Here is a 25,738-nt window from a genome sequence, read left to right on the forward strand (position 1 = left end):
GGGAGACGTATGAAAGCAAAGACCTATCGTATCGGAGAGGCTGCTACCCTGCTGAACTTGAAGCCGTACGTGTTGCGGTTTTGGGAAACAGAATTTAAACAGCTCATCCCTATACGCACCCAGAAAGGACAGCGTATGTATTCCGAGCAGAATGTCCTTCTGCTGCGGGCGATACGGCATTTGCTTTACGAACGCGGATTGACCATTGAAGGTGCCAGAAAGGTGCTTGGTCAATATGAAGAAATGTATGGCTCTATCACCGGTCCGGAACAACCCGGACCGGAGATAGAGGCTTTTTGTGCGGGGAATGGTACCGAAACGCCTCTCTATGCAAAAGAGACCGGTATCATTGATGTTGAGGAGATTATTTCGGAACTCACATCACTCCGTAATATGCTCATAACGGGTCGTCATTGATGAACCCGTCTTTTTTGTGTGGTCCGTCCGTTGGGGACGAGCACACCAACACAGTACCATAACCGGCGAAAGCCACAGAGAATATACTATGATCCTTTCACCTTCGTTATTGTCTTCTGACTTCGGCAGAATTGCTGAAGAATTACAGGCACTCGAACAGGCAGGACTGAAATGGGTACACTGGGATGTCATGGACGGCATGTTTGTACCTAACATTACTCTTGGAGCACCAATCATTAAATGCCTCCGCAAAAAAAGTAATCTCTTTTTTGATGTACATTTAATGGTTCAGCAGCCAGAGCGTTACGTTAATGACTTTGTGGATGCCGGTGCAGATATGGTTGTTATCCATGCAGAAGCGACTAACCACCTTGAACGTACTATTGCGGAGATTAAACGCAACGGTGCTCAGGCAGGTGTAGCACTCAACCCTCATACTCCTCTTTCTGTGCTTGATTACGTTCTCGACGAACTGGACATGGTTCTCATCATGAGTGTTAACCCGGGCTTCGGCGGACAGAAATTTATTCCTTTCAGCATGCGTAAAGTTGCAGAACTTTCCAGCATGATTAAACAGCGTGGTCTTTCAACTCTCATTCAGGTTGATGGCGGGGTTGATCCTGAGAACACCGCAGAATTGGTACGTAATGGTGCAGATGTACTTGTATCCGGTTCTGCTTTCTTTGGTTTCCCACCATACGCTGAGCGTCTGAAGACTTTTGAAGAAGTGGCTCGCAATGCATAGCGGGTTAATTGATAGCCGTTATCACCAGTTGTCATAACGGCAATTAACGTCTATCGACTGCCTCAGCAACCAGCTGGAAAAAAATTTATTGCATCATTCTTTCAGGAGGAACCGATGCCGTCTCGTAAAGACCTCGCCAACGCAGTCCGCGCTTTGAGCATGGACGCTGTGCAGAAAGCAAACTCTGGCCACCCAGGCGCGCCAATGGGTATGGCAGATATTGCTGAAGTTCTCTGGAACGACTTCCTTAAGCATAACCCAAGTAACCCTGCATGGGCTAACCGCGACCGTTTCGTGCTGTCTAACGGTCACGCTTCTATGCTTATCTACTCTTTGTTGCATCTCTCCGGTTACGACCTCAGCATCGAAGACATTAAAAATTTTCGTCAGATGGGTTCAAAAACTCCAGGTCATCCAGAATACGGTATGACTCCGGGTGTTGAGCTCACTACTGGCCCTCTTGGTCAGGGTATCGCTACCGCAGTGGGTATGGCAGTTGCTGAAAAAGCACTTGCTGAGCACTTCAACCGCGATGGTTTTGACGTTGTAGACCACTACACCTACGTTTTCATGGGTGATGGTTGTTTAATGGAAGGTATTTCTCACGAAGCATGTTCCTTTGCCGGTACTCTTGGTCTCGGTAAGCTTATCGCATTCTGGGACGATAATGGCATTTCCATTGACGGTAAAGTTGGACATTGGTTCGACGAAGATACCGCTGCACGCTACGAAGCTTACGGCTGGCATGTTATCCGCGACATCGACGGCCATAACCCTGAAGCAATCAAAAAAGCTGTAGAAGAAGCAAAAGCAGAAACTGCTAAGCCTTCTCTTATCTGCTGTCGCACCATCATCGGTTTCGGTGCTCCTCACAAACAGGGCACTGCTGCAACTCACGGTGCACCTCTTGGTGACGAAGAAATTGCTGCAACTCGTAAAGAAATTGGTTGGGAACATCCAGCGTTTGAAATCCCTGCTGAAATTACTGAAGCATGGGATTCCCGTGAACGCGGCGCAGCAGCTCAGAAAGAGTGGGACGGCATGTTTGCAAGCTACCAGATTGCACATCCTGAACTTTCTAAAGAATTTATCCGCCGCATGGCTGGCGACCTTCCAGAATCTTTTGAAGATATCGCACAGAAAGCTGTTGATGCTGCAAACGCAGCTGCTAAGTCTGCTGCTACACGTAAAGATTCTCCGGTTGCACTTAACGCATTCGGTCCAGCTATGCCTGAACTCCTTGGCGGTTCTGCAGACCTCACCGGTTCTGTAGGCACCAAGTGGGATCAGTACGAGCTTCTTTGCAAAGAGAACTGGGCTGGTAACTACATGTCCTATGGCGTACGTGAGTTCGGCATGGGTGCTATGATGAACGGTATGGCACTGCACGGCGGTATCATTCCTTACGCAGGCACCTTCCTCGTATTCTCCGACTACGCAAAAAATGCAATCCGTCTTTCCGCTCTCATGGGCGTTCGTACTCTCTGGGTACTTACCCACGATTCCATCGGTCTTGGCGAAGACGGCCCAACTCACCAGCCAGTAGAACACCTTGCTGGTTTGCGTATGACTCCGAACTGCTACGTATGGCGTCCTTGCGATACAGTTGAATCCATCGAAGCATGGAAAGCTGGTATCGAAACCAAGAATGCTCCTACTTGCTTCTCTATGTCTCGCCAGACCCTGCCATTCATGGCTCGTTCTGAGGAAGCTCTTGCGAACGTTAAGCGTGGTGGTTACGTCCTTCGTGACTGCGAAGGTACCCCAGAGTGTATCCTTATCGCGACCGGTTCTGAAGTAGGCCTTGCTGTTGAAGCATACGACCGTCTTACTAAAGTAGGCCGTAAGGTTCGCGTTGTTTCCATGCCTTGTACTGAAGTCTTTGATGCTCAGGATGCAGAATACAAAGAAAGCGTACTGCCTTCTTCTGTTGCTGCTCGTGTTGCTATCGAAGCAGCATCAGCTGATTTCTGGTACAAATATGTTGGTCTTGCAGGCCGCGTAATCGGCATGACCTCCTTCGGTGAATCTGCACCTGCAGGTGAACTCTTCAAGCACTTCGGCTTTACTGTTGAGCACGTTGTAGAAGCTGCTGAAGAAACTATGCGCTAGGACTGGTTTTCAGTCTGTTTCTTAGCGGTGTTGAGTTTCTTCATACCGCAGGTACTGAATAGAGTTTAAGCCCCAAACACGCAATGCGTGTTTGGGGCTTTCTTTTATTCATGCTTTTTTTGGTGTACCATGTAAAAAGTCGTGTCCTTATACTGAGATTTGCCAAAAGTTGTTGCAGTATGTGCGGATGGTATGAAAAGAACAGTAAGAACCACATGGTAGTGACATTCAAAAATCAAACGGGTATATTTATAATCGGTACTAACACGACGCTGTAGGCTAGGCGTATGGTATTATGTACTGAAGATAAGCATAACATTCAAATCAGTTAGCACTCATAACTGGAGCATCATGAGCAAAATTCGGCCTCTTTCTGCCAAGAAATTACGCGCAAAACTTGCGCTTTCTCATATTCCGTACAAAAACAGCAGCGATATCAAGTTAGATAAAGCGGCTGTTCACGCACCGCAGCCTCGTGCGATGCAGGCACTTGAGCTCGCGCTTAATATTAAAGACTACGGCTACAACATCTTTTTAGCCGGTTGTGCGAACCTTGGCCGCAATTATATGTTGCAAGAATTTTTGCGCGAGAGAGCAAAGGCTTTGCCGACTCCTCCGGATATGCTGTACGTGAACAATTTTGAAGATCCGGACGCACCTATTTTGCTGACAGTTCCAGCAGGCAAAGGCAGGGCGTTAAAGCAGGATTTTTCTCAGGCTATTTCTAATGTTCGTAAGGAATTGCCTAAGCGTTTCGATAGTGACAGCTATCTTAAGAAACGCACAATCATCATGGATCAGTTCGCTGAAGAACGTGATTCTTTGTTTAAAGAGATGGATTCCATTGCTGAAAAAGAAGGATTCCATATGGATCTGGATGAGCAGGGCAGCATTACGTTGTACCCGCTCATCGAGGGTAAACGCCTTTCCGAAGAAGAATTCGAGCGTATCGACGAAGGCTTGAAAAAAAGTCTGAAAGCCAAGGGCGACAAGCTGTTGCATGCGTTGAACACGTTGTTACGCAACATGAATAATGCCGAGCAGGCATTGCGCACTAAAGAGAAAAATTTAGAGAAGGAACTGACAACTGAAGTTCTTGAAGAACTGCTACATCCGACCATTAAAGAATATGAGGAATGTTGTGAGAGTGAAGCTCTTTCAGAGTTCTTCAAGGCAGCTAAAGAAGATATTTTAGAGCATGTTGAAGCGCTTCTGCCGAAAGAATCGTCAGCAATTCCTTTGTCTTTACCTGAAGCCTTGCAGCAACAGCATCCTGAAGATGCAACCGCACCGTACGAAATTAACGTCTTTGTAGATCATGCTGAAACAAAAGGTGCACCGATTATTCTGGATGATCATCCGACGGTAGCAAACTTGCTTGGTTGCATTGAACGCGAAGCAGAAATGGGTGCGTTAATTACAGATTTCTCACTCATTAAGTCTGGTTCTATCCATCAGGCAAACGGTGGTTTTCTATTACTCCATATTGAAGATATTCTTTCCCAGCACGGTTCATGGGAAGGGCTTATGCGTGCCTTGCGTTCCGGTATTGTCCGCATAGAGGACAGCGAAGAAGGACAGGAAGCAATGAAGACCAAAGGTATTGAACCTGAACCGCTTTTGCTGGATCTGAAAGTAATCCTGATTGGTAATGAAGGTTTTTACGAGCAGTTGCTTGAATCGGATGATCGTTTTCCAAAGCTTTTTAAAATAAAAGCTCACCTGAATGATTCCATGCTGCGCGGCAAAGAAGGCTATGCTGTGTACATGCATCGTATGGCAGGTATCATTGATGACAATGACTTGTTGCCGTTTTCTAAAGATGCAATGGCAGAAGTTATTGATTATGGCTCTCGTATTGTTGAAGACCAGACTCGCCTTTCACTCAAGTTTCCACTGCTTAGGGAGATTATGATTGAGGCATCTGCACTGGCTTCAATGGATAAAAAGAAAGCTGTAGATGGTGCTACTGTCCACAAGACGCTTGTCACACGTCATTACCGTAATAACTTGTACGAAGAATTATTCTTTGAAGAATACGATCGTGATTTGATCAAAGTAACCACACATGGTGAAAAGATTGGCCGTGTTAATGGCTTGTCTGTCTCCATGTATGGCGACTTTGAATTTGGTTTGCCGCACCAGATTGCTTCTACCGTAGGTGTTGGGCATGGCGGTGTTATCGACCTTGAACGTGAAGCAGAGTTGAGTGGACCGATCCATACCAAGGCGATGATGATTCTGAAAAGTTATCTCATCGGTATGTTTGCTCACAACAAACCTCTGGTACTGACCGGTTCATTGTATTTTGAGCAAGGCTATGCAGGCATCGAAGGCGATTCAGCTTCTGGTGCAGAACTTGTGGCGTTGCTTTCTTCTCTTGCAGAGGTGCCGGTGACACAATCGCTTGCTTTTACCGGTGCGGTTTCACAAAGTGGTGAAATTCTCGCTGTGGGCGGTGTTACCCGCAAAATTGAAGGGTACTTTGATATCTGTTCCCGTCGTGGACTTACAGGGCAGCAGGGCGTTATTATTCCCAGGGATAATGTAGATCAGCTCATGCTGAAACGTGAGATTGCCGACAAGGTAGATGAAGGTCTCTTTAGTATTTACCCTGTAGCGCATATTGAAGAAGCTCTTGAACTGCTTACAGGTATGAAGTGTGGTTCCAGACGTAAAGATGGTTCCTTTACCAAGGACCTTCTGTTTGACCGTGTTGACCGTCGTCTGAAAGAGCTTGGTCGTCTTGCTACTCATGCTTATAAAAAGAATAAAAAATAACCTGAGTCAGTGCATCAAATAGTAGTATTGTCAAGCACGGCTTGCGGGCATGGTATTGTGTATGTACTATAGAAGTACATCTATTGTTTTCGAGGGGATATGAATTCATTTTCTGTAAGTGTCGTCATTCCTGTTTGGTATGAAGCCAAAGGGATTAATGAACGCATTGTGCATGTCTATCAGCGTGCGGCAGAAGCTATGTGTTCTCCTTCTGTGCAGGTGATTGTTGCAGATGGTGATCCGGAAGCATCAACACTTGCAGCGATTGAGAATGAAGAAGTAATTCAAGTGAAGTCTCCTCAAGGGCGGGCCATGCAAATGAATGCTGGTGCGGCTATGGCAACAGGTGATGTTTTGTTGTTTCTGCATGCAGATACTGTCCTTCCTGTAGGCGCCTTTGACCTTATTCAGGATGCATTGAGAAAGGACAGGGCGTCGGGAGTTAGTGCAAAGGCAGGCGCATTTAGCCTGTCCATTGCCAGTGACAGCAGGTTCTTATACCTTGTAAGTAAGTTGTCGAACTGGCGTAACCGGATTACCCGTACGCCGTATGGGGATCAGGCACAGTTTTTTGTACGATCATATTTTGAAGAAATTTCAGGATATGCTCCCATTCCGCTCATGGAAGATGTTGAGATTATGCGTAGAATTCGCGACCGTAACGATCCTCTCGCAATAATCGATACTCCGATTTCTACATCTGCTCGCAGGTGGGAAGCGGAAGGGATGTACAGATGTACGTTACGCAACGTGCTGTTGCGTTTATTATATGGGGCAGGGGTTTCTGCTCAAACACTTTCGAATTGGTATCGCGCCATGAAGGGGTAGCTTTAATGACCGACACATGTATTCTTTTTTTTATTAAGTATCCAAATCTCGGTAACGTAAAAACACGGCTTGCCAAAGTTATTGGCGAAGATGTCGCTACCTCATTGTACCGTCATTTTGTACAGGATATGCTCAAGGGCTTTGAGAAGGTAGAATCACAACTGCGCATTTGTTATGCGCCTTGCGGCACTGATGACCCGGAAAAGGATTTTAAAAGCTGGCTTGGTCCTCAGTACGAATACCGTGAGCAGGTTGGAGATGATATCGGCGCGCGTATGAAGCATGCCATGCAGGCTGCTTTTGATGAAGGTTTCCAGCGTGTGATTATTATCGGCAGCGACATTCCGGACTTTCCGCCGGAACTGATTACTAAGGCATTTTTAGATCTTGATATGCAGGACGCTGCGTTAGGCCCATCGTATGACGGTGGTTACTACCTGATCGGTTTCAGAAAGGACACCTTTATTCCAGAAGTTTTTGACGATATCCCGTGGTCAACACGTGATGTATATCGTGCGACATTGTTAAAGCTTCAAGAAGCAGATCTTGAGCTTATTCGTCTTCCTGATTGGAATGATGTGGATACCATTTGGGATTTGAACCTGCTGCTTAGAACAAACCGTAACAGTTCGTTCCGTAAGTCATCCACGTATGCAATTTTGCGCGAGCATGCAAAACTGATTCGTGAGTTCGACGTTGACTTACCATCGCATTGTCGTCTGGATGACTAATTTTATTTTAACCAGATAATAAAAAATAGCCTGCATCACAAAGTGATGCAGGCTATTTTTTTGCCTTGGTAACATGCCGTTGTAGCTAACAGAGGTGAAGGAGGTTTGCTGGGCATGTTGTAAAGCGGAGTATATTATTCTGTAGGAGCGTAGTAGCAACGCTTAGGAGAATGAATCTCTCCAGCTTCTTTGAGCTTTTTGATTGCTTTAGACACTTCTTTGCTGTCTACACCTAAAGCTTCTGCTACTTCTCCAGGACGAACAGGTTTGCCTGCATTTTTCATTGCTTCAAGAACTTTAGCTTCCATGGGGAACTCCTGATGTTTTTCTTTATTAATATGGATTCCTATTATCGATAAGGTCGGGTGCTGTCAACTAGTTTCATTATGAAATGTTGATAATTGGCGAACGAATAAACTGCCAGAAGTATAGCAGGTATAACTATGCATACTATAAAGAATAAATGTTGATAGTTATTGCCCGAAAGACTGGCTGGAAGGTAGAATAGTTCCATTATCCTAAAACTGAGCTACAGCCCTGCATGTGTCGGCAGGAGGAAAAGGGAGTGGACTATGTTTGCAGAAAGATGGCGGACAATTTGCGCACTGGTTTTTGCGTTACTCTGCATTATTTTTAACTGGCAGTGGGGTGTGGGAGTCATGTTCCTGATTTGGGTTATTCGTGATATTGCGTCCGGAGAATCCCACTTTGTTGAAGTGATAAAGCGTTCGGAAGAACTTCCACTCTATGTTCTTGTTATTTTCACACAACTGTTCTTTGCTTTATTCTTTCTTGTTACAGATTTTCCGCAAGATGTTTTTTTACTTTGGTTTCTATAAGAAAAAAATTGTTATTAGTACTAACAGAAAAAGATCGGATTGCGATGCAGTCCGATCTTTTTTGCGTTATGGCAAAGAGTTTTACTTTGTTAATCTTTTGTGTTTCGTTATACGTAGTTCAATTTACCATGGAATTTTTATAATAAACTGTCTCGTGCCATATAATTATTTGAGATGTTCATGGAATCATCATTCGAAGCTCCAGTGACCAGTTGCTTTTCGGGGGAAATATGAGGTGGAGGTTAAATTCAAGCCTGTTCAAGGCTTTTTGTATTATCTCTGTAGCTTGTTGTTATGTTGTTTTCTTGGTTATAACAGCAATCTATCAAGATAAGGTTACCGGAAAAGAAGAGTTGGTGCGTGTAGATCAAAATCGGGCTGTAAGTATTCGGCAATACAGTTTGGTGGAGGATTTTAGCGTCCCTTTTGCTGATGTACGTATCCTTGCTGATATTCTTTCCTATAGAATGAGTGACAATGCGGTATCTAGGGACGATGTCTTGCAGGTTCTTTATGCCTTTGCAGAAAATAAACGGGGATATGGTCAGGTACGTTTTCTGGATGCTACGGGATATGAGAAAGTTCGAATAAATCGTGAACACGGTCAGATTCGAGTTGTTCCTCAGGACGAACTGCAATTGAAAGCCCATCGGGAATATGTAAAAGCGGCAATGCGTTTGGGAGCTGGTGACGTTTATGTTTCTCCTCTTGATCTCAATATAGAAAATAACAAAATAGAAGTACCATACGTGCCTGTTATCCGCTTTGTGACTCCTGTTATAAACGCAGCGGGTGTGCGTGTCGGGTTTGTTGTACTTAACTTTTATGCTTCTGAAATGTTGGAGCATTTTCAGGAAGCAGCATCTGATACATTGAGTAATGCAATGTTGCTGAATGCTCAGGGCTACTGGCTTGTATCTGATGACAAAGATGCCTGCTGGGCATTTATGTTTGAAAAAGACGATAATACAGCAAGTAATAAAACGTTAGCAGCAACGTATCCGATTATTTGGGAACAGACGCAGAAGGGTGCTTCAGGTCAGATTCGGAATGGGGACGGTCTGTTTACTTGGAGAACTGTGACCCCGTCCTTTGCTATATTCCCTAATCTTGATAAGGGGCGGCATGTAGAACCTCCTGTGGCTGTAAGCCCGTATAAGTGGGTTGTTATGCAGCATGTAAGCGAAGAAAAACTCACTGCATTGAAGGACGATGTTTTTACTACATGTGTGTGGGGCTGGATTGTTCTTTCTGCAATAGCAGTCAGCACGCTGTGGTTTACCCTTCTTATTATTCAGCAAGGTCAGGAGCACAGGGAAGAATTAGAGGAACTGGCACATAATGATTGGCTGACAGGTTTATCTAACTTGCGGCATATGTTTTCAAGGCTTGAGGAAGCCTGTGAGAAGTCGCGAATAAGCAATGTCCCATTCTTTGTTCTTTATATTGATCTAGATGATTTTAAATTTGTGAATGACCGGTACGGACACGAAGCCGGTAATATTGTTCTTCGTCATGTGGCGTCCGTATTACGGAAGAATGTTCGGCTTACGGATACTGTTGCTCGAATAGGGGGCGATGAATATGTCATTCTTCTTGAAAATATGCCGGGCAGCGATAAAGCGGAAGAAATTGCATTTAATATTCTGACATCATTTCAGGAGCCGGTTATTTTGGAATGCGGAAGCGAAGTGTATGTAAAAGCAAGCATCGGCATAGCAGGGTGGAGCAGTGACATATCCGGAGCTGATGATTTGATGAAACGGGCTGATGTTGCCATGTACGACTCTAAGAATGAAGGTAAGAATACAATATCTATCTATTCAGAGCAGGATGACGACATCGCAATATAAGCTTGTGTTGCTAATGTGATATAAAGAGAATGATTGTCGAGAGTAGCTTGGCATCATTCTCTTTTTTTTATTCTTTTCAGTGGGATGCAGTGCTGGGAATGTAATGAGACAACTTTAGACACTCCCTTGCAACAGGCGAAAAAGTATGACAAATCCCCCGCAGAAAAGGTGTACTGTGCACCAGAATTATAGTCATAGTGATTCCCAAATTTGACAGGAGCAGCGACATGGCATCAATTGGAACCCCCTTAACTCATTCTGCAACAAAAATTCTGTTACTCGGCTCGGGCGAGCTTGGTAAGGAAGTGGCCATTGAGGCAATGCGCCTTGGTGCGGAAGTAGTTGCGGTTGACCGTTACGAGAATGCTCCCGCCATGCAGGTTGCTCATCGCTCTTACGCTATCAATATGCTTGATGGCAAAGCGTTGCGGGACGTAGTGGAAAAGGAACAGCCTGATTTAATTGTTCCTGAAATCGAAGCAATTGCAACTGACACTCTTCTTGAGCTTGAAAAAGAAGGTGTAACTGTTGTTCCAACTGCTAAGGCAACATGGCTTACCATGAACCGTGAAGGTATTCGCCGTTTAGCCGCTGAAGACCTTGGTGTGCCGACTTCACCTTACCGTTTTGCTGATACCGAAGAAGAGTACCGCGCTGCTGTTGCAGAAGTGGGTATGCCGTGCGTTGTTAAGCCGGTTATGAGTTCTTCCGGTAAAGGACAGAGCACCGTCAAAGCAGAAGCAGATGTTGACACAGCATGGAAATACTCGCAGGAAGGCGGTCGTACTGGCGGCGGAAGAATCATTATCGAAGGCTTCGTTAAGTTTGACTACGAGATTACATTGCTGACCGTTCGCCATGCCGGTGGAACAAGCTTCTGCGACCCGATTGGTCATTATCAGGAAGACGGAGACTACCGGATGTCATGGCAGCCTCAGCCTATGTCCGCCATTGCGCTGGAACGTGCACGCGAAATTGCCCGCACTGTGACAGATGCTTTAGGCGGATTTGGTATTTTTGGGGTGGAACTTTTCATTAAGGGCGATGATGTTATCTTCAGCGAAGTTTCACCACGTCCGCATGATACAGGTCTTGTGACTGTGATTTCCCAGAACCTCAGTGAGTTTGCATTGCACGCTCGTGCGATTCTCGGTCTTCCTATTCCGGAAATTGTTCAGCGTGGTGCTGCTGCATCCAGCGTTGTTCTTGTTGAAGGACACGGAACAGGCGCAACTTTCTCTGGTCTGGATAAAGCGTTGAGTGAGCCGGAAACCCAGCTTCTCCTTTTCGGTAAAGCAGAAGTGCAGGGACGTCGTCGTTTGGGTGTAGCTCTCGCTCTTGATGAAGATATTGAAAAGGCGAAAGCAAAAGCAAAGCGTGCATCTTCAGCCGTTACTGTGACGTTTTAAGTAGAGTAATATTCAGGGTGTGTTTTTCGAGTCGCATGTTGATTCGGGGGACACACCCTGTACGTTTGTATGGTACAAACGTACAGGGATGGAAAAAGCTGTGGGATGTTAATCACATTTGGAATTGATGACCCACAGAGCACATTCTGTGAACCGGCGGAGCAGTTCGCTGGAAACACTTCCAAAGAGGAATTCTTCCTCTTTGCTAATGCCACGACGTCCGATAACAATAGTGCCGTGGTTCCCCTCTTTCTGTATTGCAAGAATATCCTCAGCTATTGAGTCGCCTGTTGTGCACACTTTTGCGTCTTCAAAAGGTGAGCTGCAGCTAATGAGATATTCTTCGTTAATTGCGTTTTCATGAATGCCATTGTTGGCAAGCAGGCTGCGTGCTTTTGCCAGTTTTCGTTTGTAGTCAGCAACCAGTTCTGCACATTCAGCACGCCAAAGAGCCTCAGATTCAAAGAGATCTTTGTCCGGTAGCCGTTCAACAAAGAGCAGCGTTACAAGTACGTCCGGAATTGATCGAATCATTTTGGCTGTGTATTCCACGGCCTCAAAAGAAGGCTGGGAAGAATCAAATGCAACTAGGATATTGTAGATGTTCATACTTCAGGATACCTCCCTCGGGCTGACGTAAATACGGGGAGTTCGTTAAAACATGTAAGTAGTGCGCTTACAAACTCCCTAACAGACGAATAAAACACAGTATTTTGGGCAGAAAAATGCATGCAGATGTTGTTTAGACTGTCTGGAATATATGGGTAACGTTTTTGAATGTTTGCAAGACGGAACGGCATTGCCAGTGCCATATCATCAGGTGTGATTGATTCGGCATTTTTTTGTTCTGCAAACTGTTGCTGCGTAATTTCTCGCTGACCGACGAGAAGCAGCAGGATGCTACCTAGCCCGAATAAATCAAGTGCGTATGGGTTGCTTCTCAGTCCGAATGCGTAGTCAAAATCAATCCATCGCCAGTTCTCGGTTCCTGATTCAATAAGCAGGTGATCACGCCGGATGTCGCCATGTTGTTCATGGTTTCGATGTAGGTATTCAATGGCTTTTACTGCGCCGATGTATTTAGCAAAGTAGTCAGGGAATAACGTGTGGAAGTATTCCTCGTGTGAGCCTTGGATATGATCAAGCGCTATATCCAGTTCAGTCCCGTAGATGATATCCAATATTCTTACATGGTTTTCTTTTTCATCAAGAACGGTTCGTCCCTGCATGAACCGCATGTCTCCATGAATCAGGTCCAAGATTCGTGATTCCTTGCGAGGGCTCCGGTGGCAACTGGAGCGGATATTCCCGATGGTAATGTCAAAATTTTCGTAAAATTCAAGCTTGATGATTTGATGTTTCCCTGTTTCCAGTTCCTTGCAACGCTTTACCCAGTATTTGGGATCTTCAAGCCCGAAGCGTCGTTCCGAAAGATTTTTTGTCACAAGGTAATGTTTGCCACCAATTTGAATTACGTCACCATAATCAATCGACATAAACTCTGTAGTGTCCGTAACTATTCTACCAGCACGCCTTCGGGGGAAATTGGGCATATAATGTGAAATGATATCGTAGGCATGTGTACCCATACTGCCGTCCTGTGAGAAAGGTGGTGAAACGACAATTAGCCATCAAGTTCGTTTTCCATGTAACGCCGGATTGCTTCAACGCGCCGCCTGTTTACGCCAAAGTCGTACCATCCGAAACGGGATGCGGAGCGTACATGAATCTTATCTCCCGCAAAGAATAGCTCCAGATCATCTGTAAGCCCAAAGAACATGGAGCGGATACTTACATGGACATAATGACTTGCTTTTTCTTCCAGCTCAGCATTTGGCAGTTGCTGAACATACTCGACAAGTTGTGGGAATATAGAAAGAGTGCTTGCTGTTGGGACAAGCGGCTCTATGTAATGGCTGTCGTCTTGTGGCATTTTGCTGCACACGCAGTTTGGAGAGATTGGGCAGGGGGATAGAACCGAATCCGATGTGTCCATCTCGACGGTTTTATCCAGTGTTGTAGTATAGTTGGTGTTTTTGGTTATGGTTGCCCAAAGAGAACGAAATCGCATGATTCACCTGCCTGTGCATTACTGCTAGTTTGAATGCGTATTGTGCCACGTGTACACGTGAGGGCAAATAGAAAGAAGGTAAAAGCGTTCATAATTCATAAAGTAATCAATGAAAGAATAAGACTAACGTTGAATAAGACTCGTGTTGGTGGAGCATTGTATCGTATGAAAATGACCAATCTAGCCTTTGGGTTATAGATAGAAAAAGCGGCTCTCAACGCAGTGTTGAGAGCCGCTTTTTGTACAGCGTATGTATAAAATGGATGTGTATTACATCTTCAAATTGATCTGCTCAGGTGAGAGCTTCATTTCAAGATGCTTTGCGTACTTGGACATGAGTAGACATGGTACAAAGTACAGAACTGCTGCGGTTGTCCATAGTTCCATTGATGCGATCATTAAGCGGTTATCGAGTGCCTTGGTGACAGAGGTAAGTTCCATTACGCCAAGAACTGTGACTAGTGATGTATCTTTGAAGATTGCAATAAACAGTCCAACAATAGGTGGAATCATCTGTTTCAGTGCCTGTGGCAGAATGACCTTACGCATTGTCTGCCAGTAGGAAAGGCCGGAGGAGTATGCAGCTTCAACCTGACCGGGAGGAATGTTCTGGATGCCGCCTCGTACGATTTCCGCAAGGTATGCTGCGGTAAAGAGCGTCAGAGCGATAGAGGCAGACCAGACAGTGTTAATGAAGCTGTCAAACAATACCGGAATGAGGAAGTAGACCCAGTAGATTACAATAATCAGCGGGTTTCCTCGAATGAGTTCAATGTAGAGCAAGCTTGGAATACGGAAAATACGGTTTTCGGAGCTTCGACCAAGTCCGACAATAAGTCCGATAAAGAAGCTTGCGACGATGGCAACAATGGCAATGATGAAGGAGAGCGAGAAGCCGCCCAGTCCCATAAACAGATCGTCGCCAGTTGCATTGGGGAACTGCCATACCAACATGGTTGGGAGTTCTTTGAAAATTACGCCCCAGTCAAAGTTGTACAAGCCTTTTGCAAGAGAGAAGAGCAGACCGGCAAGAATAGCGAGGAATGCCCCCTTGCTGATGAGCACAAGTACTGCATACAGTTTTTTGAGAATTAACTGGCTGGTATGTACTTGAACGCCTGCCTGCATTTTTTTTCTACGACGTTGCCGCAGGAATCGCCCTGCAGGGTTGAAGAGCAGTTTGTTAAGGCAAGTGACTGGAATAAGCAGCAAGTCGATAAACATTACCGGCAGGCTTTTTTCACCATTGGTAGCTGATCTGATTCGTCCGTTTACGCCGTTGATCACAAATGCAATCACGAGTGAAAAGGAAAGGTACAGTACAGAAGCTGCTGTAGTTGCTTCAAAGCCTTTAAATGTAAGTGCTTCTACTTGTTGCGCCTGCCAGGTAAGATCTGCAACGCCGACGATCATGGCAAGCGAGGTGTTTTTCATGTTGTTGAGAAATTCACTGCCCAGTGGCGGAATGATTTCACGGAACGCCAATGGAAGAATGATTTTACGCAGCACCTGCATGTAGGTGAGACCAGAAGAGTATGCAGCTTCCAGCAATCCTTTCGGGATGGACTGAAGACCAGCACGAATTACTTCTGCCATGAAGGCGCTTGTATAGATGCCTACAGCAAAGGTTGCCGTCCAGAACTCAAACTGTGTTTCAAAGAGAAGTTCCCTGCCTGCTTCCGGCAATGCTTGTGGAAACGCAAAGTAGAAGAAGAACAGGATAACTAGCAGTGGAGTGTTTCGGAAAAATTCCACTATGCAGGTGGCTGTCCAGTTCAGGGGCTTAAAGTCTGAAAGACGGGCAAGGCCGAGGGCTGTGCCGAGTGAAATACCGATAAGGGAACTTATAAGAGTAATTTTGACGGTAAGCCAGAGACCTTTCAGAATCTCGATACCGAAGTTTACCTGATAGGTTTCGTTAACGGTGTAGAGAATTGGCCATTGAAAATCGTAGCCAAAATCAAAGACCCAGCCCCAGTAATAGAGGCTGACAATGCCGAGCACAGCAAGAACTGTGTTCTGAACCCAAACTTTTTCCAACCAATAGCGTAGCATGAAATAACAAACCTTTTAGCAAATGATGCAGCGTCAATGTGCCTTACGTTGTGTGTACGGCAGCGATAAAACGTACGTCCGGCGTAAACCGGACGTACGAAAAATGATCAATAGATCAGGTGCTTATGGCCAGAGTTCAAGAGAGCCGGACATAGGCATAGCGAAAGGAGTGTCTGGACCGTACCATTTGTTGTAAATAACCATGTAGGTACCGTCACGCCACATGTCCTGAAGTGCAGCGTTTACAGCATTGCGCAGAGCGGAATCGTTCTGTGGGAGACCGATACCGTATGGCTCGTCGGAAAGAAATTCGCCAACAAGCTCAAATTTACCAGGAGTTTTGGAAGCGTAACCAAGAAGAATGGTTGCGTCAGTGGACCAGCCTGCAACGCGACCCATCTGAAGAGCCTGGAAGCATTCAGATTCTTTCTGGAAGGAAATGACGTGTGCATCAGGGTTAGCAACGCCAAGTGCTTTAAGAGCGCGCTTTACGTTGATTTCAGAAGTAGTACCCTGCATTGTAGCAATTTTTTTGTCTTTCATGTCAGCAAGAGACTTGTACTTGCCGGACTTAGAGAGAATTTTCTGACCATCAAAGAAGTAGGTGATGGAGAAGTCGATAGATTTTTCGCGTTCACGGGTGTGGGTCATGTTTGCAACAGATGCATCAATACGACCCTGCTGAATGAATGCGATACGGGTTTTGTTGTTCACTTTTACGCGTTCGATATCAACACCAAGACGCTTAGCGATTTCGGTAGCGACGTCGTAATCAAAACCAACCCATTCACCTTTGTCATTAAAGAATGCTCCCGGGATGGAGTCGGTCATAACGCCGATACGGATCTTTTTATCCTTCATAATACGGTCGTAAGAAGGGCCTGCAAAAGCAACGGACGCCATCATTACAAGAGCCAAAGTTAACGCAAGAACTCTACTAAAACGCATGTGCAACTCCCAGTTTCATTGTATTAATTTTTACCGCAGGCGCGGTAAGCCTCCAGAATGACAAAAAAGCAAAATTACGAGCAGCGCCTCAATTAATGAGACAGAATTTTGCTTAAAAACTCTTTACTGCGCTCATGTTGCGGGTTGTTGAAGAACTCTTCAGGAGTGTTTTCTTCAACTAATACACCGTGATCCATAAAGATAACTCGGTCAGCAACCTCACGGGCAAATCCCATTTCGTGTGTTACACACGCCATAGTCATGCCTTCGCGTGCGAGCGCTTTCATTACATCAAGAACTTCATTAATCATTTCAGGGTCAAGAGCAGATGTCGGCTCGTCAAAGAGCATGATTTTGGGCTTCATAGCAAGACCACGTGCAATAGCAACGCGCTGCTGCTGGCCGCCGGAAAGTTGAGTAGGATATGCTCCAGCTTTGTCTGGTATATTAACTTTTTCAAGTAGTTCCATGCCGAGTCTGTCGGCTTCTGCACGTGGCATGTTGCGTACCATCGTAGGTGCGAGGGTGATGTTTTCCAAAACTGTCATATGCGGATACAGATTGAACTGCTGGAATACAAAACCGATCTCGGCACGTAGAGTGGTCAGGTCAAGACGTGGGTTATGGAGATCCATGTCGTCGACAATAATTTTGCCCTGCTGGATGGGCTCAAGTCTGTTTATGCAACGAATGAGTGTTGATTTTCCCGAACCAGAAGGTCCACAGATTACAACTACTTCGCCCTGTTTTATCTCAAGGTTAATGTCTTTAAGCACATGGTGGTCACTGCCGTACCACTTATTCACTTGTTCGAAACGAATCACAGAGTACTCCAAAGTAAAAACGCAAAAAATATTCAAGTCTCGTCTTCGCTGCTATCAGAAAAAAGCTTTGGAATGCAAATAAAAAGTCAGTTTTAACAAAATTGTAAACATAGAAAAGTAGTCTGTTCGCTCACTCAACTCTATGTAAAATAGTGTGTTATGAAAAATCGTTTAAAGCAAAAGAAGAAAAAAACGAGAGAAGTTGAAAAAATAGTCAAAAAACACTGTGTGTTTTGGTTTTATATTGCATTTTTTACACTCTTGTAAAGATCGATAACGTTTTGAGGTGTTGCTGTGATTTTTTATGTTGTGTCACTTGGGTGGTTGAAAAGGGTGGTGGCAGGCATTGGCTATATATGGTAGTGCCCCATCCCATAAGGGAAAGGAAAAGAGGTTAGAGAATGAAACAGTCGATGCGAAAAAAATGGGGCGAGTTGTATGGTGTTTTTGCTGCCCAATGCCGTTCGTTTTGGATGATGTGGAGCATATGCCTGCTGCTGCTTGTTAGCGCATTCTATGCTGCAGGTAGCGTTTTTGCTGCTATTGCTTTTGGGGGCATCTTAGGGTGTATCGGAGCAATGTTGCTTGGAGAAATGGGAGCCTTTGTCCGTGATGGGGCGTTCGATGCGGTAAGTGCTGGGATTGCAGTGTTAGCCGCAATTATGGCGAGTGCAGGATTTTTTGTACCGGTTAAATGGACTATCGTTGCAGGCTGTCTGCTTAGTTCTGGCCTGCTGTTAAGTTTTTTGCTTAAGCGTCTTGATAATGAAACTGGCATGAATATTCAGACCGGCATGTGGCTTGGTTCTGTCCTTACAGCAATGTTGTGCGTTTTTCTGTATGCAGGGCCGTATGCTAATATAGTGCATGCTGGTGCTTACTTGCTAGCTGTTGGGCTGTATTGCTTGTTTTTGCTTAATTTAGCAAACGGAGCCGAACAGGGCTTGCAGGCAGCGTGGTATGTTGCTTTGATTATCGGTATCGCTTGTCTCGGAGGGACTGCATTCAACCTGCTCGGTATTGATCCTGATCCTTCAATTACTTTTAGTGGACTTGCCACAGGGTTGGGCTGCACGATGCTTTATTCTCCAATTAAGCAGCTGCTAGCTACGATGGCAAAAAAGCATGAGGAAGATTGGAGAGATTTTTTATAATCCGAATATGAAGTTAAAAACCCGCTAAGTAATTAGCGGGTTTTTTATTAAATGGTGGGTGGGCGTTGATTCACGTGTGCGCGGACAGCGGCAATGACTGTTGCAACTGCTTGTTCTGTCATGAAGTTTCGTTGAGGTTTAGGCTTCATGCTAACCATGAGTGCAAGGTGTATCCCGAGTTCAAGAAAGAATTGAATCAGACGATGTTCAAGAGTTGTTTTAAAGCGTTCGTCTATAGCTTCATAAAGATCTTCAAGAACTTTTTCATCATGTGTTTTGTCCAGCTCTTGGATATGCTGGTTCATCACCGTAGCTTTGGTTAGTTCAACTGCTATAGCGTGGTCTTCCTCGGAGTGTCCTGCAATGTACTCCTTAAGCAAGTGTCCAAAAAATTCATCGATGCCACTCCATGTTGTGTCACTTGCTATCTGTGTGTTGAGGAATAAATACGCTTCGTTTAGTCGCCTTTTGTAAAGCTGAATGATGATTTTGTCTTTGTCCGGAAAGTAGCGATAGATCGTTCCGATATTGAAGCCTGATGCAGCAGCAACGCGATTGGTGGTAAATTTTTCATATCCTTCTGAAAGCAATACGCGTTTAGAAGCTTCAAGAATGCTATTAATAGTCGCGATCGCACGCTCTTGTTGAGGGGTAGTGCGTAGCGTTTTTTCCATATCTTGCTCCTTAGTGCCAAACACATAGCCCGACAATTGCATTGACTCAAGAGGCATTGGGAAAACAAGCAAAAGGTTAATTCTTCAGTAAAAAGAATTAGATGAAGGAGGCTGCGATGAGGGGCGCGGGGAGAAAGGGAAACGGCTTGTCATGCATGTCCTGCGGGGTGATTACAGGGTACAAAAAAAACTCCGAAGCGTTAAGCTTCGGAGTATAATTTTATTGCTGGCGGAGAGGGAGAGATTCGAACTCTCGGTACCAGTTTTGCTAGTACACACGATTTCCAATCGTGCTCCTTCGGCCGGGCTCGGACACCTCTCCGCGTTGCGAATGTGTAGCTATCAAAGCTAGGCATGGCTTGCAAGAAAAAAATATAAAAAGTGTCGATTGATGGAGCAGTGGTTCAGATCTTGTCCTTGCGTGATGGTGTGAGCGAGAGCTTTGGGTGTGTTGCTACTCGTTAGCTGGTTGGGGGAGGTGTCGTTTGTGATAGAGGGGCGGGCAATGGGTATAAAAAAAGACGTACACTTTGCAGTATACGTCTTTTTTGAATTCATCTGGCGGAGAGGGAGAGATTCGAACTCTCGGTACCAGTTTTGCTAGTACACACGATTTCCAATCGTGCTCCTTCGGCCGGGCTCGGACACCTCTCCGCGACGAGATAAAGAAAGAACAAACATGTCTGCTTGTGCCTTCTGGGAGTCGGACACCCACATACAACTGCTACGGCTGCTTTCTCTCGAACCTGACCGGGTTGACAGCGCACATGCCGTCCGACTCCCTACTCAATTAGGGTAATGTTGACTGGCGGAGAGGGAGAGATTCGAACTCTCGGTACCAGTTTTGCTAGTACACACGATTTCCAATCGTGCTCCTTCGGCCGGGCTCGGACACCTCTCCGCGTCGAGGTGGATAACTAGCAAACAGGTCAGTGCTTGGCAAGTGAAAAAGCAAAAAAAATAAAAAAAGGGCGGCAAATATGCCGCCCTGAGTTGTTTCTTAGTGATTGTGCTTGTTGTTTTCATCTTCCGAGGAACCTCCCCGGTGAAATCCGGGACATCAGCCTCCGCCATTGCGAAGAATTTTCGCCAGAAAATATACTGCAACACCAAGTGCAATAATAGAAAAAATATGACCCATTGGAAAACCTCCAAAGCCACCAAGAAATGAACACGACATACCGTTGCCACCTTATTACATGTTACAACAAATGTTCATGCTAGATTTACTGAAATAGTTGAGCTGTGCTGTTTGTAGCTCAAGACATTGTGCGTTCAGTAAAGAGTAGAACAGGGCTAATTGGAAATCAAACAAAAAGGGCGGCAAAAATGCCGCCCTTTTATTACGCTATTTGCAGTTATACTTTTTTTTCTTTGTAGAACTGCATGAGCATCCTGACGAGGAGCCTCCCCGTCCGTCAAAGCTGATGCCTCAACCGGATGGTTTATGGCCTTTGGGAACAACTTTGATGCAGACGATAGCTATAATTACTAATCCCACGATAGGGATGATGTATTCAAGCATGCAAGCCTCCTTTCGGATTCTCCGCGTTACTTGATGCCGATTCCAACTACATGGTAGCCGGCGTCAACATGCAGAACCTCACCGGTAACACCGGAAGAGAGGTCAGATGCAAGGTACAGAGCAGAGCGTCCCACGTCTTCAGTGGTAACGTTGCGCTGCTGCGGAGCATTTTCTTCAATGTAGTTAAGAATTTTGCGGAAGCCGCCGATACCGGAAGCTGCAAGAGTCTTAATAGGACCTGCGCTGATGGCGTTGATACGTACGTTTTTAGTACCAAGGTCTACAGCAAGGTAACGTACACTAGCTTCCAGAGCAGCTTTTGCCACACCCATTACGTTGTAGTTAGTAATAACCTTTTCCGCTCCATAGTAGGAGAGGGTGATAATGGATGCATTGTCGGAAAGCAGATGCTCAAATGCGCCACAGACCGCAGTAAGAGAGTACGCGGAAATATCCATGGCAAGTTTAAAGCCGTCGCGGGATGTGTTGATAAAACGTCCCTGAAGATCGTTACGATCAGCGAAGCCGATGGAGTGAACAATAATATCCACGCCACCCCATTTTTCTTCTACAAGCTTAACGGCAGCAGCAATTTCTTCGTCGCTGCTTACGTCACACTGGAAGGTAAAGTCGCCGTTGAGTTCTTCACAAATAGGCTCAACGCGTTTTTTAAGAGCATCACCAAGATAGTTGAAAGCAAGTTTCGCACCGTTTTCATTGAATTCTTTGGCGATGCCGTATGCAATGCTTTTGTTGTTGGCAACACCCAGGATGAGGGCTCGTTTCCCTTCAAGAAGCATATGAACTCCATTTCAGTTTGTCTGCGTTAAGCAGACTTCTTCGGTAATTATTGTGGTTGCACTCGTTAGAGTAGCAGTGTTTGCCCAGTAAGTATAGTGTAAGCCTCAGCGTACTTTTTGCCTGTTTCTGCAATAACTTCTTCTGGCAGAGCAGGTGCTGGTGGAGTCTTATCCCAGTCCTGAGCGCTGAGCCAGTTGCGGAGGTACTGTTTGTCGAAGCTAGGCTGTCCCTGACCTGGGGTGTAGCTGGACTTAGGCCAGAATCGGGAAGAATCCGGAGTGAGAACTTCGTCGATAAGGATCAGTTCACCATCAACCATGCCGAATTCGAATTTGGTGTCAGCAATGATGATGCCTTTTTCTTCTGCGTAGTCACGGCCTTCGGAGAAAATTCGCAAACTAACTTCTGCTACTTTGTCGGCAAGTTCTTTGCCGACCATTTCTGCTGCACGTTCAACAGAAATGTTTTCGTCGTGGTCGCCAAGTTCTGCTTTAGTGGAAGGGGTGAAGAGCGGAGTCGGGAACTTTTCAGACTCAAGCATGCCTTCCGGCAGTTTGTAACCGCAAACAGAACCGGTTTTGGTGTAGTCTTTCCAGCCGGAACCGGAAATGTGACCACGAACAATACATTCAATTGGAAGTGGCTTTGCTTTCTTAACAAGCACGGAGCGGCCTTCCAGTTCGTCTGCATATTTTTGCAGAGGTTCAGGGAAATCTTTTACGTCAGAAGCGATGAGATGGTTGGCAATGATGTGCTCGAACTTTTTCATCCAGAACAAGGTGATCTGGTTAAGGATAACACCTTTGTAAGGGATAGGTTCTGCCATGATCACGTCGAATGCTGACATGCGGTCGGTAGTAACAATAAGCAGACTGGATTCATCAATTTCGTAGATATCGCGAACTTTACCGCGGGAAAGAAGTGGGTATTCGGTAATAGTGGTCTTCGTAACGACTTTCATTTGAGAACTCCTGCAAGGGGCTATTTATTTAAGCGGGTTTCTGCGGAACGGGCGTGTGCTTCCAAACCTTCAAGACGTGCAAGGCGCGCAATTTTTGGCGCATTTTTTTGCGTGAAGGAAGCTGACGCAGCAATTATGCTGGATTTTTTTGTGAAGGTTTCAACGGACAGTGCCGATGAAAAACGTGCTGTGCCGTTAGTCGGCAGTACGTGGTTCGGGCCTGCAAAGTAGTCGCCGACAGGTTCCGGTGAGTTAGCGCCCATAAAGATAGCGCCGGCATTACGGATAGTTGGTAACAACGCCCAAGGGTCTTCAACAATAATTTCCAGATGCTCAGGTGCAACGGTGTTGGAAAGCTCCACTGCAGTAGCCATGTCTGGAGTAACTACGATTGCACTCCAGTCTTTAAGGGCTGTTGCGGCAATTTCATTGCGTGGAAGCGAACCAGTTTGTGTGCCAAGCTCGTCACGGACAGCGGCTGCAAGCTGCTCGTCGTCTGTAACAAGGATGGCAGAGGCAAGCGGATCGTGCTCTGCTTGAGAGAGCATATCTGCGGCAATCTGCACAGGGTTACCTGTTTTGTCTGCAAGAATAAGAATCTCGCTAGGACCAGCAACCATGTCGATGCCTACCGTACCGATAAACAGACGTTTAGCGGTGGTCACAAAGATATTTCCAGGGCCTGCGATAACATCTACAGCCGGAATGGTTTCTGTGCCGTATGCAAGGGCTGCAATCGCCCATGCACTGCCACAGGCAAACACATTTTTAATACCGAGATGATGTGCAGCGGCAAGGATATACTGGTTGGGAACGCCATCTTCCCTTGGAGGAGACACAACGCAGATTTCTTCTACGCCTGCAACCTGTGCGGGAATAACGTTCATAAGCATACTGGAGATAAGCGGGGTGTCGCCACCTTTGCCACCCGGCACATAGAGTCCGGCGCGGTCAACAGGGCGAACAACCTGTCCCAAAATGGTTCCGTCTTCGCTTGTGGTAAACCAGGATTTCTCTTTCTGGTTTTCGTGGAACGTGCGGATATTGTGTGCAGCCTCTTTGATGATTTCAAAGTCTTCTGCAGGAATGTCTTGAGCAGCCTTTGCTAAGGTTTCTTCAGACACTCGCACCATATCTTTCGTAAACGAAGGGCAGTCAAACTTTTGCGTGTAATGAACAAGAGCCTTATCCCCTTCTGTATGTACATGATGCAGAATCTCACGCACCACAGGTTCAACAGAATTGTCAGGGTTATCCCGTCCAGCGAGAAGTTCCCTGATTCCCTTCCAATCCTCTTTGGATTGGTAGCTGATCATACGACAGGGCATACTGGCTCCTAATCAAATAAGGTTCATAAAACTAAATCCGACGCCCCATCCTTATAAGAGGGTGTCGGAAAAGTCGAGTAGCATTACGATGATACAAAATGACACACCATAGTTTTTTAAAATTGATAATCCCAAAGAAGTACAGCACGGTACGCATCACGGGTGTCAGACGTTCCCCATACTTGCGGATCAACATCGATATGGATGTATCCGAGTCGTAAAATGAGATTTAAATTTTCGTAAATTTTTAATGTGGTTTCTGAATCGATTTCGATAAGCCAGTCTTTGTTCGTCAGGTAAGTTCCCCAGTTGTTTCTATAGCCGCCTTCAAGTAATTCTTGAGAAAATCTATTGTTTTTTACTGCATCCGTGCTGTTGGTGCCGCGCATATACAGGAATGTGCATGAAGTGGATAAGTCATCAGTAAATACAAGATCATCAATGACCAACCCTAATGTCCAGCGGCCTGTAGCATCCTGTATGAGCAAGGACGATTCTGTTGTTATTGCACATTCGTAGTAGCCGAAATCTGTGAGTCCCCATTGGTTGGTGATAAAAGGCATCCTACCTGCGCCGTCATTATACGCATTATCGTCATCGCCAGTTGCCCACCATCCCAGAATACCGATGGTCATAAAATCCAGCACCCAGTCCAGTTCTCCCAGTAGCACAGCGCCCTGTCTGCTTGCGGCATCGCTGCCGCCATGCAGGGTTCCCCATATAAGGTCTGTTTTTGCAACAAGGTTATATGGACCGTGATAACGACCGGAAAAGCCGGTCCAAAACGCCCATGGATTACCGGAGAAGTCAGAGAATCCATTCCATAGTCCAATGTTGCCACCATCCACCCAAGCAGAACCAAGCGGATCACCCGCAACATCTTTCCCAAACTGAGTATAGGCTATGTATGGGGTAATAATATTGTCACGCTGCGCATAGGTGAAGGTAGCTGCAAAAATATCCATGGTCTGATTAGAAAAGGATCTGTCGGCATTATCATACGGTCTGCCCCAGATAAGGGAACTGTTGATTCCTTCTGTAAATTCATATTCAAGTGCAACTGCAGCGATGTTGTCATCAAGGAGTATTGAACCACCTATTTGATTAGGAAGATGCACGGAAGTAAGGCCGGCTTTGGCTTGTACAGGGATGCGTTCAGGTCGGACACGAAGAAAAGCAAACGTAGTTTGTACATTAACACCATCTGTACCAATTTGACCGCCTGCAAATTCACCATACCCGTTATCATCATTTCTTCCCCAGTAGGTGTCGACTTCAAACAGTGCTGTTGCGGAGACTACTTCATCTGGGTTTATGTCGAATTGAAAACGGGAATATTGTGCTCCCCGAAAGTCGTAATTGATTTCTTTTTCTGCATATGGGGAAGTGAAGCCCAGTGTGGAACCTGTTGACCACTGGGTAAACACTTGTAATGTTCCAGAAGGGCGTATTTCTACCGCGCGGCATGAGGAAAACATGCCAGCAAGCAGGTTGATAATGATACCAACTATAATGATAGAAGGGAGAATGTGTTTTTCCATGGCATAACATGTTGAGATTAAAGTCTATCATTAAACTAGGTATCACTGCTCTATATGGAAATGATATTTGCTAATTGTTGTAATTATACAAGCCTAAGAGCAACAATAGGCTACGAATGCGAAAGATGATACACGAGAATA

Annotated in this window: 22 protein-coding genes, 3 tRNA genes and 1 other RNA gene; 10 read left to right on the forward strand and 16 right to left on the reverse strand. The window is 45.6% G+C overall.

Annotation, left to right across the window (positions count from 1 at the left end; genetic code table 11):
* Positions 1–9: 9 nt before the first annotated feature.
* From BUR09_RS14305 to BUR09_RS14330, 6 genes are all read left to right on the forward strand, one after another.
* A complete protein-coding gene (locus tag BUR09_RS14305) occupies positions 10–417 on the forward strand; it encodes a MerR family transcriptional regulator (RefSeq protein ID WP_074217637.1) in 408 nt (135 codons plus the stop codon).
* 88 nt (positions 418–505) lie between these two features.
* Positions 506–1,162, forward strand: a complete 657-nt coding sequence (rpe, locus tag BUR09_RS14310; RefSeq protein WP_074217638.1) for a ribulose-phosphate 3-epimerase — start codon at positions 506–508, stop codon at positions 1,160–1,162.
* Positions 1,163–1,276: 114 nt separating this feature from the next.
* Positions 1,277–3,274 (forward strand): transketolase, encoded by a 1,998-nt coding sequence (gene tkt / locus BUR09_RS14315; protein WP_074217639.1) that lies wholly within the window; start codon positions 1,277–1,279, stop codon positions 3,272–3,274.
* Between the two features lie 351 nt (positions 3,275–3,625).
* Positions 3,626–6,055, forward strand: a complete 2,430-nt coding sequence (locus tag BUR09_RS14320) for a Lon protease family protein (protein ID WP_074217640.1) — start codon at positions 3,626–3,628, stop codon at positions 6,053–6,055.
* A gap of 99 nt (positions 6,056–6,154) precedes the next feature.
* Entirely contained in the window at positions 6,155–6,883 is a 729-nt protein-coding gene (locus BUR09_RS14325) for a TIGR04283 family arsenosugar biosynthesis glycosyltransferase (protein ID WP_074217641.1), read from the forward strand.
* A 5-nt stretch (positions 6,884–6,888) separates the two neighbouring features.
* The gene (locus BUR09_RS14330) at positions 6,889–7,614 is read left to right on the forward strand and encodes a TIGR04282 family arsenosugar biosynthesis glycosyltransferase (protein WP_074217642.1); all 726 of its coding nucleotides are present in this window, start codon (positions 6,889–6,891) and stop codon (positions 7,612–7,614) included.
* Between the two features lie 134 nt (positions 7,615–7,748).
* Here BUR09_RS14330 and BUR09_RS14335 read toward each other — a convergent pair whose 3' ends face one another.
* Positions 7,749–7,922, reverse strand: coding sequence for a MarR family transcriptional regulator (locus BUR09_RS14335; protein WP_074217643.1), 174 nt, complete (start codon positions 7,920–7,922; stop codon positions 7,749–7,751).
* Between the two features lie 264 nt (positions 7,923–8,186).
* On the opposite strand from BUR09_RS14335, the gene BUR09_RS14340 reads away from it, so the two are divergent.
* The 3 genes from BUR09_RS14340 (at position 8,187) to purT (ending at position 11,715) form a co-directional block, all read left to right on the forward strand.
* Positions 8,187–8,453, forward strand: a complete 267-nt coding sequence (locus BUR09_RS14340; RefSeq protein WP_074217644.1) for a hypothetical protein — start codon at positions 8,187–8,189, stop codon at positions 8,451–8,453.
* 230 nt (positions 8,454–8,683) lie between these two features.
* Positions 8,684–10,306: a diguanylate cyclase domain-containing protein gene (locus BUR09_RS14345; RefSeq protein WP_074217645.1), complete on the forward strand. Its 1,623-nt coding sequence runs from the start codon at positions 8,684–8,686 to the stop codon at positions 10,304–10,306.
* A 227-nt stretch (positions 10,307–10,533) separates the two neighbouring features.
* Positions 10,534–11,715 (forward strand): formate-dependent phosphoribosylglycinamide formyltransferase, encoded by a 1,182-nt coding sequence (gene purT, locus BUR09_RS14350; protein ID WP_074217646.1) that lies wholly within the window; start codon positions 10,534–10,536, stop codon positions 11,713–11,715.
* A gap of 108 nt (positions 11,716–11,823) precedes the next feature.
* Here purT and BUR09_RS14355 read toward each other — a convergent pair whose 3' ends face one another.
* The 6 genes from BUR09_RS14355 to BUR09_RS14380 form a co-directional block, all read right to left on the reverse strand.
* A complete protein-coding gene (locus tag BUR09_RS14355) occupies positions 11,824–12,324 on the reverse strand; it encodes a universal stress protein (protein ID WP_074217647.1) in 501 nt (166 codons plus the stop codon).
* Complete coding sequence (locus BUR09_RS14360; RefSeq protein ID WP_245796749.1) at positions 12,321–13,211, reverse strand: serine/threonine protein kinase; 891 nt, start codon at positions 13,209–13,211, stop codon at positions 12,321–12,323. Before BUR09_RS14360 ends, BUR09_RS14355 begins: the two co-directional genes overlap by 4 nt.
* Before the next feature lie 128 nt (positions 13,212–13,339).
* Positions 13,340–13,786, reverse strand: coding sequence for a DUF1499 domain-containing protein (locus BUR09_RS14365; RefSeq protein ID WP_084539510.1), 447 nt, complete (start codon positions 13,784–13,786; stop codon positions 13,340–13,342).
* 270 nt (positions 13,787–14,056) lie between these two features.
* Positions 14,057–15,841 (reverse strand): amino acid ABC transporter permease, encoded by a 1,785-nt coding sequence (locus tag BUR09_RS14370; RefSeq protein WP_074217649.1) that lies wholly within the window; start codon positions 15,839–15,841, stop codon positions 14,057–14,059.
* A gap of 123 nt (positions 15,842–15,964) precedes the next feature.
* Entirely contained in the window at positions 15,965–16,789 is an 825-nt protein-coding gene (locus BUR09_RS14375) for an ABC transporter substrate-binding protein (protein ID WP_074217650.1), read from the reverse strand.
* Positions 16,790–16,881: 92 nt separating this feature from the next.
* Entirely contained in the window at positions 16,882–17,613 is a 732-nt protein-coding gene (locus tag BUR09_RS14380) for an amino acid ABC transporter ATP-binding protein (RefSeq protein WP_074217651.1), read from the reverse strand.
* 401 nt (positions 17,614–18,014) lie between these two features.
* Between BUR09_RS14380 and BUR09_RS14385 the strand changes: the two genes are divergently transcribed.
* Positions 18,015–18,767 (forward strand): hypothetical protein, encoded by a 753-nt coding sequence (locus tag BUR09_RS14385; RefSeq protein WP_074217652.1) that lies wholly within the window; start codon positions 18,015–18,017, stop codon positions 18,765–18,767.
* A gap of 47 nt (positions 18,768–18,814) precedes the next feature.
* Here BUR09_RS14385 and BUR09_RS14390 read toward each other — a convergent pair whose 3' ends face one another.
* The 9 genes from BUR09_RS14390 to BUR09_RS14430 all read right to left on the reverse strand — a co-directional run bounded on the left by BUR09_RS14390 (position 18,815) and on the right by BUR09_RS14430 (position 25,597).
* Positions 18,815–19,441 (reverse strand): TetR/AcrR family transcriptional regulator, encoded by a 627-nt coding sequence (locus BUR09_RS14390; protein WP_074217653.1) that lies wholly within the window; start codon positions 19,439–19,441, stop codon positions 18,815–18,817.
* Positions 19,442–19,668: 227 nt separating this feature from the next.
* Positions 19,669–19,763: transfer RNA gene (locus BUR09_RS14395), tRNA-Ser, on the reverse strand.
* 237 nt (positions 19,764–20,000) lie between these two features.
* Positions 20,001–20,095, reverse strand: a tRNA-Ser gene (locus BUR09_RS14400).
* A 37-nt stretch (positions 20,096–20,132) separates the two neighbouring features.
* Positions 20,133–20,228, reverse strand: an RNA gene (gene ffs, locus BUR09_RS14405) — signal recognition particle sRNA small type.
* Between the two features lie 19 nt (positions 20,229–20,247).
* Positions 20,248–20,342, reverse strand: a tRNA-Ser gene (locus BUR09_RS14410).
* 650 nt (positions 20,343–20,992) lie between these two features.
* Positions 20,993–21,766, reverse strand: a complete 774-nt coding sequence (locus BUR09_RS14415; RefSeq protein WP_074217654.1) for an enoyl-ACP reductase FabI — start codon at positions 21,764–21,766, stop codon at positions 20,993–20,995.
* A gap of 65 nt (positions 21,767–21,831) precedes the next feature.
* On the reverse strand, positions 21,832–22,728 hold the full coding sequence (locus BUR09_RS14420) for a phosphoribosylaminoimidazolesuccinocarboxamide synthase (protein ID WP_074217655.1): 897 nt from the start codon (positions 22,726–22,728) through the stop codon (positions 21,832–21,834).
* Between the two features lie 20 nt (positions 22,729–22,748).
* The gene (gene hisD / locus BUR09_RS14425) at positions 22,749–24,056 is read right to left on the reverse strand and encodes a histidinol dehydrogenase (RefSeq protein ID WP_074217656.1); all 1,308 of its coding nucleotides are present in this window, start codon (positions 24,054–24,056) and stop codon (positions 22,749–22,751) included.
* A gap of 116 nt (positions 24,057–24,172) precedes the next feature.
* Positions 24,173–25,597: an outer membrane homotrimeric porin gene (locus tag BUR09_RS14430; RefSeq protein WP_074217657.1), complete on the reverse strand. Its 1,425-nt coding sequence runs from the start codon at positions 25,595–25,597 to the stop codon at positions 24,173–24,175.
* Between the last annotated feature and the right edge of the window lie 141 nt (positions 25,598–25,738).

Source organism: Halodesulfovibrio marinisediminis DSM 17456, assembly GCF_900129975.1.
Taxonomy (GTDB): domain Bacteria; phylum Desulfobacterota; class Desulfovibrionia; order Desulfovibrionales; family Desulfovibrionaceae; genus Halodesulfovibrio; species Halodesulfovibrio marinisediminis.

Coding starts and splice junctions, on each gene's coding strand:
- BUR09_RS14375 (WP_074217650.1), bottom strand. CDS start 16,789: ATGCGTTTTAGTAGAGTTCTTGCGTTAACTTTGGCTCTTGTAATGATG.
- BUR09_RS14360 (WP_245796749.1), bottom strand. CDS start 13,211: ATGTCGATTGATTATGGTGACGTAATTCAAATTGGTGGCAAACATTAC.
- BUR09_RS14370 (WP_074217649.1), bottom strand. CDS start 15,841: ATGCTACGCTATTGGTTGGAAAAAGTTTGGGTTCAGAACACAGTTCTT.
- BUR09_RS14305 (WP_074217637.1), top strand. CDS start 10: ATGAAAGCAAAGACCTATCGTATCGGAGAGGCTGCTACCCTGCTGAAC.
- BUR09_RS14390 (WP_074217653.1), bottom strand. CDS start 19,441: ATGGAAAAAACGCTACGCACTACCCCTCAACAAGAGCGTGCGATCGCG.
- BUR09_RS14330 (WP_074217642.1), top strand. CDS start 6,889: ATGACCGACACATGTATTCTTTTTTTTATTAAGTATCCAAATCTCGGT.
- BUR09_RS14355 (WP_074217647.1), bottom strand. CDS start 12,324: ATGAACATCTACAATATCCTAGTTGCATTTGATTCTTCCCAGCCTTCT.
- BUR09_RS14365 (WP_084539510.1), bottom strand. CDS start 13,786: ATGCGATTTCGTTCTCTTTGGGCAACCATAACCAAAAACACCAACTAT.
- BUR09_RS14320 (WP_074217640.1), top strand. CDS start 3,626: ATGAGCAAAATTCGGCCTCTTTCTGCCAAGAAATTACGCGCAAAACTT.
- rpe (WP_074217638.1), top strand. CDS start 506: ATGATCCTTTCACCTTCGTTATTGTCTTCTGACTTCGGCAGAATTGCT.
- purT (WP_074217646.1), top strand. CDS start 10,534: ATGGCATCAATTGGAACCCCCTTAACTCATTCTGCAACAAAAATTCTG.
- BUR09_RS14325 (WP_074217641.1), top strand. CDS start 6,155: ATGAATTCATTTTCTGTAAGTGTCGTCATTCCTGTTTGGTATGAAGCC.
- BUR09_RS14345 (WP_074217645.1), top strand. CDS start 8,684: ATGAGGTGGAGGTTAAATTCAAGCCTGTTCAAGGCTTTTTGTATTATC.
- BUR09_RS14430 (WP_074217657.1), bottom strand. CDS start 25,597: ATGGAAAAACACATTCTCCCTTCTATCATTATAGTTGGTATCATTATC.
- BUR09_RS14340 (WP_074217644.1), top strand. CDS start 8,187: ATGTTTGCAGAAAGATGGCGGACAATTTGCGCACTGGTTTTTGCGTTA.
- BUR09_RS14385 (WP_074217652.1), top strand. CDS start 18,015: ATGAAACAGTCGATGCGAAAAAAATGGGGCGAGTTGTATGGTGTTTTT.
- hisD (WP_074217656.1), bottom strand. CDS start 24,056: ATGCCCTGTCGTATGATCAGCTACCAATCCAAAGAGGATTGGAAGGGA.
- BUR09_RS14415 (WP_074217654.1), bottom strand. CDS start 21,766: ATGCTTCTTGAAGGGAAACGAGCCCTCATCCTGGGTGTTGCCAACAAC.
- BUR09_RS14420 (WP_074217655.1), bottom strand. CDS start 22,728: ATGAAAGTCGTTACGAAGACCACTATTACCGAATACCCACTTCTTTCC.
- BUR09_RS14335 (WP_074217643.1), bottom strand. CDS start 7,922: ATGGAAGCTAAAGTTCTTGAAGCAATGAAAAATGCAGGCAAACCTGTT.
- tkt (WP_074217639.1), top strand. CDS start 1,277: ATGCCGTCTCGTAAAGACCTCGCCAACGCAGTCCGCGCTTTGAGCATG.